This is a genomic window from Bacillus sp. CGMCC 1.60114 (assembly GCF_042676365.1).
Classification (GTDB): Bacteria; Bacillota; Bacilli; order Bacillales; family Bacillaceae_G; genus Bacillus_A; species Bacillus_A rhizoplanae_A.
Genome location: NZ_JBHTHG010000040.1, coordinates 1 through 10,297 on the forward strand (window position 1 = coordinate 1; position 10,297 = coordinate 10,297).

6 protein-coding genes, 5 pseudogenes and 2 riboswitches are annotated in these 10,297 nt (G+C 33.3%); of the genes and pseudogenes, 8 read left to right on the forward strand and 3 right to left on the reverse strand.

The window, feature by feature from the left end; genetic code table 11:
- Positions 1-33: 33 nt before the first annotated feature.
- A pseudogene (locus ACFQZ1_RS10155) lies at positions 34-232 on the reverse strand (DDE-type integrase/transposase/recombinase); the annotation flags it as partial.
- A 1,679-nt stretch (positions 233-1,911) separates the two neighbouring features.
- Positions 1,912-2,010, forward strand: a riboswitch (purine riboswitch).
- 84 nt (positions 2,011-2,094) lie between these two features.
- On the opposite strand from ACFQZ1_RS10155, the gene guaC reads away from it, so the two are divergent.
- From guaC to ACFQZ1_RS10180, 5 genes and pseudogenes are all read left to right on the forward strand, one after another.
- Positions 2,095-3,069, forward strand: a complete 975-nt coding sequence (gene guaC / locus ACFQZ1_RS10160) for a GMP reductase (protein WP_377882050.1) — start codon at positions 2,095-2,097, stop codon at positions 3,067-3,069.
- Between the two features lie 1,074 nt (positions 3,070-4,143).
- Positions 4,144-4,476: pseudogene (locus ACFQZ1_RS10165) on the forward strand (phage antirepressor KilAC domain-containing protein); the annotation flags it as partial.
- Positions 4,477-4,576: 100 nt separating this feature from the next.
- Positions 4,577-4,699, forward strand: a complete 123-nt coding sequence (locus tag ACFQZ1_RS10170; protein WP_377882052.1) for a hypothetical protein — start codon at positions 4,577-4,579, stop codon at positions 4,697-4,699.
- A gap of 407 nt (positions 4,700-5,106) precedes the next feature.
- Complete coding sequence (locus ACFQZ1_RS10175; RefSeq protein ID WP_377882055.1) at positions 5,107-5,232, forward strand: hypothetical protein; 126 nt, start codon at positions 5,107-5,109, stop codon at positions 5,230-5,232.
- A gap of 150 nt (positions 5,233-5,382) precedes the next feature.
- Positions 5,383-5,479: riboswitch (cyclic di-GMP riboswitch) on the forward strand.
- Between the two features lie 15 nt (positions 5,480-5,494).
- Positions 5,495-5,659 carry an anti-repressor SinI family protein gene (locus ACFQZ1_RS10180; protein WP_377882057.1) on the forward strand — a complete coding sequence of 55 codons (165 nt, stop codon included), beginning with the start codon at positions 5,495-5,497 and terminating at the stop codon, positions 5,657-5,659.
- 241 nt (positions 5,660-5,900) lie between these two features.
- Here ACFQZ1_RS10180 and ACFQZ1_RS10185 read toward each other — a convergent pair whose 3' ends face one another.
- Positions 5,901-7,343 carry an OmpL47-type beta-barrel domain-containing protein gene (locus tag ACFQZ1_RS10185; protein WP_377882059.1) on the reverse strand — a complete coding sequence of 481 codons (1,443 nt, stop codon included), beginning with the start codon at positions 7,341-7,343 and terminating at the stop codon, positions 5,901-5,903.
- Between the two features lie 236 nt (positions 7,344-7,579).
- On the opposite strand from ACFQZ1_RS10185, the pseudogene ACFQZ1_RS10190 reads away from it, so the two are divergent.
- A pseudogene (locus ACFQZ1_RS10190) lies at positions 7,580-8,255 on the forward strand (IS6 family transposase).
- Between the two features lie 163 nt (positions 8,256-8,418).
- The gene (locus ACFQZ1_RS10195; protein WP_377882061.1) at positions 8,419-9,897 is read left to right on the forward strand and encodes a serine hydrolase; all 1,479 of its coding nucleotides are present in this window, start codon (positions 8,419-8,421) and stop codon (positions 9,895-9,897) included.
- A gap of 63 nt (positions 9,898-9,960) precedes the next feature.
- Here the strand turns inward: ACFQZ1_RS10195 and ACFQZ1_RS10200 are convergent.
- Positions 9,961-10,044, reverse strand: a pseudogene (locus ACFQZ1_RS10200) (IS6 family transposase); the annotation flags it as partial.
- Between the two features lie 139 nt (positions 10,045-10,183).
- Here ACFQZ1_RS10200 and ACFQZ1_RS10205 point away from each other — a divergent pair.
- Positions 10,184-10,297, forward strand: a pseudogene (locus ACFQZ1_RS10205) (IS6 family transposase); the annotation flags it as partial.

The window sequence follows — 10,297 nt, forward strand, 5'->3', positions numbered from 1 at the left end:
ACATAGGACATGAATTTCCTATTAACTTACGGATTATGCTGCAATGCCAAACAGTTTATCAATGAATTCTTTTCGATTTTGGGCAGACTTCACCCCTTGGTGAAGTCTGCCCTTTTTTCATCATATGCATGGCTTCAATGCCACGTACTATTGAAGTAGCAGTTTCATACGTTTTGAATCCCAGCATAGAGCGTACTCTTTTCTTAATAAAACGATGATCTTGTTCTACTAGGGGTACCATCCCATGCCAATCAACTTAAGAAAAGTAAACGCCCCAAAAACGAAAAAAAGCTGACTTCTCAAATAACTAACTGTAGAAAAAGGAAATTTTTATTTTGGAGGCACTTCAAAATATTAGCTTGAAGGCGATGTGACGTGACCCCTTATACTTCATACCTTGCATGTAATATTCTTGTGCTAACTCGTGTTTTTGTTTCACGTCACATCACCTCTATATTAATAGGAGATAATTTATCTTAACTCCTCCTTACGATAAACTCTTGCATATATTTTATTTATATTGTATTATTTAGATGCGATAATCTTATTTAACTGTAGTTTTCCTTTAGATGAACCTAGACTCCCTAATCTAGGTTCTTTTTTTTATGCAAAATAAAAAAGCAGTTGATTCGATACTTTGATTAATTTACTTTAAATCAACATCGATATCATAATAAATTAGTAAAAATATAAGTATAGGTAAATAGAGAAGAATGGAGCATTCTTACCTAAAAACCTATATTTTTATTTATTATATAATCTATTAAAGGAAAATGAAAGTATTATTATATCTAACTATAATTTTTAAACATATGTAGGACGCTGATAATTTGATCATGAATTCTTGAAAGGTTTAAAATTGTATATTTTTTCATGAAATATAAGTTGTAATTTTTTGAAGAGCAATCTGTATGAAATATATGGTAAATTTATATGGGATATAAACTACATATTTGAAAAGAAATAATGAACTAAAAAGTTTTCTTATCTCTTTTTTACTTATAGGATGAAAAAATTTATTATGGAAAATTTGAACAAATGTTTGTTTAAAACATTTTGATTATGAATTAATAGAAGGACTATATTTTTAATTGTTCGCTTTGTTAAAACTCACATTTATTGTGTAAAATTTATATAACAAAGAAAAAATCACCCGTTTTGGATGCACCCTCTTTAAAAACTTACGGCCACAAGCTCTTCTTAACTGTTCCACTAGTAACATCAACAAGAAAATTTTTAAATAGGATATTTTTGCCCATCCCCCGAAAAGGGGGATTAAGAAAAAATATTTCATATTAGTTGTAAATGAATTTAGGATTCATCCTTAGTTGTTCGATTTGTAACATAAACTTTCATTTTAGTTACAATCCTTAACGTACAAAAATCAGATTTTTCACTTCCAAAAAATGTATTATCGTGAGTTTTATGTCATTTGGTTGGCTGGACTCCTTTTTGATTAAAGAATTTTAAACAGATTTTTTTATAAAAAGGAATGTTTATTCAAAAGGAAATTTTCCTCATTTGGAGATTTATCAGGAATTTTTGTATATTTTTTGGAAAATGAATAAACATAATCTTAAACAGAGGAAATGACATGAAAACACTAAAAATTTCGATATGTTTATTGATACTATTTTTCACCTTATATCTTGTCGAGGAGGCTTAGCTCACGCCTCACGGAAAGGGAGCATCCTGGAGTTGTAATCAATTTACGCATTCTTAAATAGCAACAATATATACGAAAACATCCTAAAATAAAAAATGATTTAATGAATTGAATGAATTTTCCCTCTTTTTAATAAAACCATTTTTTTTATGATAATGTTCGAATTCCTTTTTAATTTCGGTGAAAATACGAATAATAAACGTTTACATGCAAAAAAAGTTCGTGTATAATCAAATTTGTGATTAACTAAATTATTTAACATCATTCGTATATTCTTAGAAATATGGTCTAAGAGTTTCTACTAGGTGCCAAAAAACCTAACTACGAATGGGTGGGAATACCCTACCCATTTGTAGTTAGGTTTTTTTTGTTACTTTAAGATTTTGACGAAAATTACTATTAAAATTATTCTTTTAGGAGTGTATATCATGGAAAATGTATTTGATTATGAAGATATTCAGCTAATCCCTACTAAATGTTTAGTTAACAGCCGTTCTGAGTGTGATACTACTGTAACTCTAGGAGGTCGTCAATTTAAACTTCCTGTTGTGCCAGCCAATATGCAAACAATCATTAATGAAAAGATAGCCCTTTATCTTGCTGAAAATAATTATTTTTATATAATGCACCGCTTTGAGCCAGAAAAACGAATGTCATTTGTAGAGAATATGCAGGCAAAAGGTTTCTACGCTTCAATTAGTGTTGGAGTAAAAGAAGAAGAATATCAATTCATTGAAGAGCTTGCAAAGTCAGAGCTTACCCCTGAATTCATAACGATTGACATTGCACATGGTCATTCAAATGCTGTCATTAATATGATTCAGCATATTAAAAAACACCTACCTGAGAGCTTTGTCATTGCTGGTAATGTTGGTACTCCTGAAGCTGTGCGAGAACTTGAGAATGCTGGTGCTGATGCGACAAAAGTTGGGATTGGTCCTGGTAAAGTATGTATCACAAAAATTAAAACGGGATTTGGGACTGGGGGCTGGCAGTTAGCAGCACTTCGTTGGTGTGCAAAAGCAGCAAGTAAACCGATTATTGCTGATGGAGGAATACGAACGCACGGCGATATAGCCAAATCAATCCGTTTCGGTGCATCGATGGTCATGATCGGCTCCTTATTTGCCGGGCATGAAGAATCACCAGGAGAAACCATTGAAAAAGATGGAAATTTTGTTAAAGAATATTTTGGCTCTGCTTCTGAATATCAAAAAGGTGAAAAGAAGAACGTAGAAGGTAAGAAAATATACGTTGAGCATAAAGGTTCCTTACAAGATACGTTAACTGAAATGGAACAAGATCTTCAATCTTCTATTTCATATGCTGGTGGAACCACTTTAGACTCCATTCGTCACGTAGATTACGTTATTGTCAAAAACTCTATTTTTAATGGGGATTGAGTATATTAAATCCTTATTCAAATAAACATTCTAAAAACAAGTATTTTAATTTAATGGAGAGAATTAGATAGACAAGCACTACAGCATACTTAATCCGCAGTGATTAAATATGCTGTTTTCATTTTTATTAGAAGTTTCATCGTGATACTTACATACTCCCCAGGTGGCTCATGATGTCATTTTGGAGTAGCACCACATCGCTAATCAATCTAACAAAACAAAATACCCCCTAGAATGAAAAAATACGCTATTCTTTCTGTAGAATCATAGGAAAGGATGGTGTTTTTGTATGTCTAGGCGTATCGCCAACATTTTAACGAAAATATACGCTAAGTAAAATTAGACATGAGAAAACGTTGATTTTACTACTCTAAGGTATTCACCAATTCCCAAAAACGATGGTATTTGAGACTGAATGATTTCATCTTAAAATGTTATAGGAAACCCACTAAATGTTTATCAAAACTTATCTCAATTGAAATTAGCAATATTGAGTTTTGAGATTCTCCTAGCGTATAAAAACGTTAAAAATGTGCGTGCTACCCCAAGTTGATTTTGACATGTTGCTAACAGGATGAGTATTGAAATCAGAACGTATGAAAAATAAGATGTACAAGGATGTTTGGATGATAGCTACAGTCACGGTATTGTTGGTTTATATTTTTTAAATAAATCTTACTTTTTTTAACTTTTATGTCATCATTTGTGATAAAATTTTCGTGTGTTAATATAGAAATCTATATATAGGAGCGATACGTTTGGGAAAAAAGTGTTTATTTCAGCGCTTTCATTTGTTTGATTGCAGCAGTGCTGGCGCCTGTTTCGGTACAACAAATTGATAACTTTATTTTATTTACAATGAAAACCCTGGAGTTGTCTACTATGGGTTAACCCTAATTATCCATTGGTTAGTTACTGAAAACACTTCGTTTCAATTGTGTAATTATAGATAAAAAATTCAATTTTAAATTATATTGGAAATAAAAGTAATCCTATAACCTATTTTTATACGTATCTCGACTGTACTCCAAAATGGGCTTAGCGTTGTAAATCCGCATTTTTCTGACGGGACCCCAACAAGAGCCGCTTGTAACATTAGCAGAAGCTTGTATGCAGTCTGATAAATCTTTGAAGGTGAGCGAAGTCGCTAAACTAGCAGCAAAGCATGGTATCAAAACAGGGAAAAAAAGATTGTTCACTACGCTTCGTGAGTGGGGATTTATCTTCAAAAATAAAAATGAACCAACTCAAAAAGCAATAGATAGTGGTTACTTCGAAGTTGTGCAAGGCGTAAAAGAAAAACCAGATGGTGAAAACTTCACATGGCTAACACCTTACGTAACAGCAAAGGGTCAAACGTACATCATAGATCGACTTAAGAGAGAAGAAAACAAGGAGGTATCTTGATGGATGGAGATACAATTACAACATTTATAATCTGTACTTTCAGTCTTACGGTCTACTTCTTAGATAAACCAATAAAACGATTGACTAAGGAGGAAGAAAAATGAGAAATAACGAGCGTATCAAACGATTTCACGATTGCATGTATGACTGTGCGAAAAGAGAAAATTCCGCTGATATAGACGGGAATGTAGCAGAAGTAAAACGCTGGAATGATGAATATTAACGCTGTGTATTAGAACTTCAGGACCTCACACGATGAGACAGGGCTGTACCTGTCGTAATAATCGAGGACAACACACCGACACCTAAATGCATGTTGCATCCCCACACTGCAACGTTCTCGGTCATTACGATGCGTATAACGCATCAACAAAATAAAAAAGCGCTCTGGATGCAACAGAACGCCTTGGAGAATAAAAATAAATTTCCACTTAAGTACATTATATCAGATTGGTTCTCCTAATAAAAGGATTAAATGAAAAATTTTAGAAAACTTTGCAGCAGAACCATGTTAACTATATTATATCGTCATGTCGAGAAATTAAGTTGAACTGATATATTTCTATATTGTAGGGATGTTAATTTGATAAAATATATTATGATATGAATTAAAATTTCCGGAGGATACAGGTGAAGAACATAAAATTAGATAAGGATTGGATTTTGTTATTTGAAGAATTACAGAAGGCTGATATTTCGAAAGAAGAATTTAAAGCGTTTTTGGAGTTAAAAAAAACTGAAAAAGAAAATAAATAATAAGTATTTCCTACATCTGTTTAAGCATTTTTTATGCAAGTGCTTACAATAGAAAAATAGGATTTTTTTCCTGTTTTTCTATTGTAAGTAAGTTTAGGTTCTTTGTATAATATCAACAAGTGGTTATGTAAAGATAAATAGAAGGTATATGATCGATAAAGGAAAACTTATCGAAAGATAAGGACGCAAAGCTCCAGATCTAAAGTGATAAACATGATATTTTCATTATGATGGCTGGGTTACCGGTGAAACGGGGGATTAGATGGAAAATCAAGTTGAAAAAGAAGTTAAAGATCAAGAGCAAGAACCGGATTTTATTGATTTAGAATGGCAAGAGTTAATTCTCGATGCCAAGAGAATGGGCTTGACTGTTAATGAAGTACGTAATTTTTTTTTCAGCGAAAAGAACAAGGTATGCGATAATTAACTCTTAAAGAGGTTATGTTCGTAAAAGTGGTTTGATTATCTTATTAAGATAGACAAAAAGATTAGCCGTTTAGATCCGGTAGAACTTTTTGTGTTCAATTTAACCATGAAGAACTATATACAGATTTTTATACAATTTTGAGCAGTGCAATTTTTTGTAAAACGTTACTTTAGGTAAAATAAGCTGCTGATAACGAATTTTATGTAAATAAGCTGTCCATATGGACAGCTCATTGTACTTTTTACTTAGTGTGTTTTTTTTCAAAAATGCTGGCGGTACCTCTACTTATTTTTTTTGATTGATCATGAGGAACCGTTACAGTAACTGTTTTGGTTGTAATATTCCCTGTGTTGTCCATAGCAGTGTATGTCACAGTATATATACGTCCATTTCCACTTCCCAGTCTATCTGCACGAAGACTAAAGGAGTCAGTGGACCTACTAATAGGTTTATTATAATTTGCATTCTGAATATCATCAGATTGAAGTGTTTCATTGCTGGTAATGGATGTTAACACTACTGAATTGATTCCTGATGTATCATCAGAAGCATTAATTGTAGCTGTAATCGGAACCATTTTATGATTAGGCGGCCATATTGTTGTTTTGTCTAAACTGATGTTTAGCACAGGAGCTGTCTTATCTAGTTTAATTGTTTTTGTATGAAATTGTTCAGTATTTCCAGCGTTGTCTACGCTCCAATAAGTTAGAGTATGGACACCTTCATCAGAAATCTTGATTTCATTTCCACTCTGTGTGGAACCATTATCTAGTTGATAATAGGTGGAAGCGACACCAGATCCGCCAGCATTATCAGTTGCAGTTAAGTCAACAGTAACATCTTTATTCACCCAATCTGTTGGTGCATTATCGGTTGTAACAGGTACCGTTTTGTCAATTTTTACAGTAGCGGTATGTTGTGTCTCTACATTTCCGGCGTTGTCTACGCTCCAATAGGTTAGAGTGTGGACACCTTCATCAGAAATCTGGATTGTATCTCCACTCTGTGTGGAACCATTATCTAGTTGATAATAGGTGGAAGCAACACCAGAACCCCCATCATTATCAGTTGCAGTTAAGTCAACGGTAACATCTTTATTCACCCAATCTGTTGGTGCGTTATCGGTTGTAACAGGTGAAGTTGTGTCATCAAGTTCGATATTTTCAACTAGTACGATATCATCAAGATTGACATCAAAGTTGAACCCAGCAAGATGATAAATGTAGAATTCACTTGAATTAATAGAGTTTGGAGTAGTAAATTCAAACGATTTTTGCTCATACTGTGAGGAATTAAATCCCAAACTAGCTATGCCGCTTCCATTAACATTTACTGATACCCATACTTCTGAACTAGGAGTATTTACTTTTCCAGATGTAGACAGTATGTATGTAGTATTAGGTTTCAAAGTTATGGATCCAAACAATGCTGAACCATATGATGCGTTTATATGAAGTCCTTTAGAATTATTTACTCCTGCATGATCTTCAATATTGTATTTTATATTTCCCCATGGTTTAAGAGGTTCTAAACTTGAATTTTGGTCAAAATCCATATTTAAAATATAAGATTTCTCCTTTTCCTTTAAGGATGGACTATCTGCTGATACAATACCTGAAAAACCTATACTGGCACTTAATACAATTGCTGTAGAAAATACTCCTATACCGAATTTTTTAAACAATTTCTTTATCTCCTTTAAAATGAATTTAATGATATGTAAGATTATACGTTATAACAAACTAAAAGAATATCATAATTTAGAATTTTATCCAGGAAATAGAAATTTTTAAAAATTGATTTTATGAAGATACAAGAAAAGATTTTAGGTTCTGGTGCAAAAATTTCAGGGCAATTGCAATAAATCTAAAAATCTTTGACATACTGATACTACTAATCTAAATAAGGTGCGTGATTGGTATGGAAAAAGAAAATGTATTCAAATGGAAGCATTATCAGCCTGATATTATTTTGTTAACGATAAGATTGTACCTACGGTACAACCTCAGTTTTCGTGATCTGGTGAAAATGATGGAGGAACGAGGCTTATCCATTTCTCATACAACGATTATGCTTGGGTGCATCAATATGGACCTGAATTAGACGAAAGAGTACGACGTCATCTTAAGACAACAAATGACTCCTGGAGAGTCGATGAAACATATGTGAAAGTAAAAGGTCAATGGATGTATTTATATCGCGCAGTCGATTCTAAAGGGAATACCATTGATTTTTATCTAAGCAAAGCAAGAAAGCTTTGCAGTTTTTTCATATTTCTGAGCCTTGTGTCGTGACGGTCGATAAAAATCCAGCCTATCCTATAGTAGTTGAAGAATTGAGAAAAGAAAAAAAGATGCCATTAGGCATCCAACTAAGGCAAGTGAAATATCTCAATAACATAGTGGAACAAGATCATCGGTTTATTAAAAAGCGAGTTCGTTTGATGTTAGGATTGAAATCCTTTCGCACAGCTACATACAATTATTTTTGGAATAGAAGCTATGCATATGGTAAAAAACAGAAACTTGTTTTACTGGATAAGTCTGTCCAAAATCAAGTGAATTTCATCCATCAACTATTTGAAATTTCTGCTTAAGACTAGATTCCACTAGGAAACTTTTTGCCTCTTTATATCTTTCCTAAGTATTTGCACCAGAACCTAAAAAATTATGGCGTCTTTGTGAACAACAAGGTTTTCTTCTTCTTGATATCTAAATAATACGAAGATGTAAAAAAATGGATGTAGGAGGCTGAAATGTATGCAAAAGATGAAACCCTCTCTTAGAAACCGTTTGCGTGAATGTACAGAAAAAATGATGGAAAATTTAAACGTTCCAGGGGTAGCAGTCGCAATTATAAAAGCTGGGGAAATTATTCTTTCTGAAGGCTTTGGATACCGTGACATTGGAAATAAAAAAAACGTTACACCAAATACACTATTTGCGATTGGTTCAGCTACCAAAGCGTTTGGTACACTCTCTCTAAGCTTACTTGCTCAGCAGCAAAAGTTTAATTGGGACACACCTGTTCAAACATATATTCCAAATTTTTCACTATGTGATCCGCTAGTAAGCTTACAAATTACGGCTCGTGATTTAGCCTCTCATCGTTCCGGTGTTGGTGACCACGAGCTACTATGGCATGGACCTTTATTAAACCGAAAAGATGTCGTGGAAAAAACTCGATATTTGGAGCTAGATGCACCGTTTCGTACAACCCATTTATACAATAACTTAATGTATACGACAATTAGCTATATGATAGAACAAATTACACATCAAACATGGGAACAATATGTAACCGAACATATTCTGCAACCTCTTCATATGGAACATACAAACTTCTCAGTCATCACTTCGCAAAAAGTAGATGATCACGCACTTCCGTATATTGAAAAAAACGGAAAAATAGTCGAAGTACCGTTTTGTAATGTCGATATAGTAGGCGCTGCTGGATGTATTAACTCAAATATAGAAGATATGGCAAAATGGGTGTTATTCCACTTAAATCAAGGAAAAGTGGGCGAACATGAATTAATTGCACCAGACATGTTACAGCAAATGTATGAACCACATATTCAAATTCCCGATGATCCAATTTTAGCTATGCCAGAATCAATATTAAATTGCTATGGACTTGGCTGGTTTATTAGTGCATATCGTGGTTATAAAGTAGTTCATCACGGCGGGAATACCGATGGTTTCTCAGCGCTCGTATCCTTTATACCACAAGAAAATATGGGGCTTGTTATATTAACAAACTCTGAAGGCACGTCATTACCTTCTTACCTTTCATATCAAATTTATGATGAATTACTTGGATTAGATGCAATCGATTGGCAGAAACGAGCTGTAGAAGATACGGCTAAAATTGAAGAACAGATGAAAGAATTAAATAAACCTTTTCCACAAGTAAAGCAGACAACTCTTACACATGAATTAAATGATTATACAGGAGGATTTGACCATCCTGCATATGGAAAAATAGAAGTGTACAAACAAAATAATACCTTATATCTAAAGTGGGAATCACTTGATATAGAGATAGAGATGAAACATCATCATTACGATATGTTTACAGCAAAGTGGAACATTATCCAATCAGAAGTGAATATGTTAGTTGCTTATGAAATGGATGTAGAAGGAAACTTATCACGATTTAAATTGCATTTACCTCTTATATTGAGCCCAAAACCACTTGTATTTATAAAATTGGGTTCTGGTGCAAAAATCATTTGATAGAGAGGTTCTGTTGCAAAGTTTAAAAAAAGCATAAACAGGTTGGTGAATAAAGAACAATGTTTAGGAAGTAGCTAGTAATTGTTGAAGTTCATTGTATGTTGAAAAGGCGGAGTCTCTTTGAAGACTTCGCCTTTGTTTATATAGGGGTCACCATACATATCTATCAACTTAAGAATTTTATAATACCTCAAAACAAAAAAATGTACATTTTTGGTTCTGGTGCAAGAAATCTAGTAAACTTGGACATACTGATACTAGTACTCTAAAAAAGGGCGTGATCAGTATGGAAAAGAAAAATTTATTCAAGTGGAAACATTATCAACCCGATATTATTCTTCTTACTGTCAGATGGTACCTACGGTACAACTTGAGCTTTCGTAACCTTGTGGAAATGATG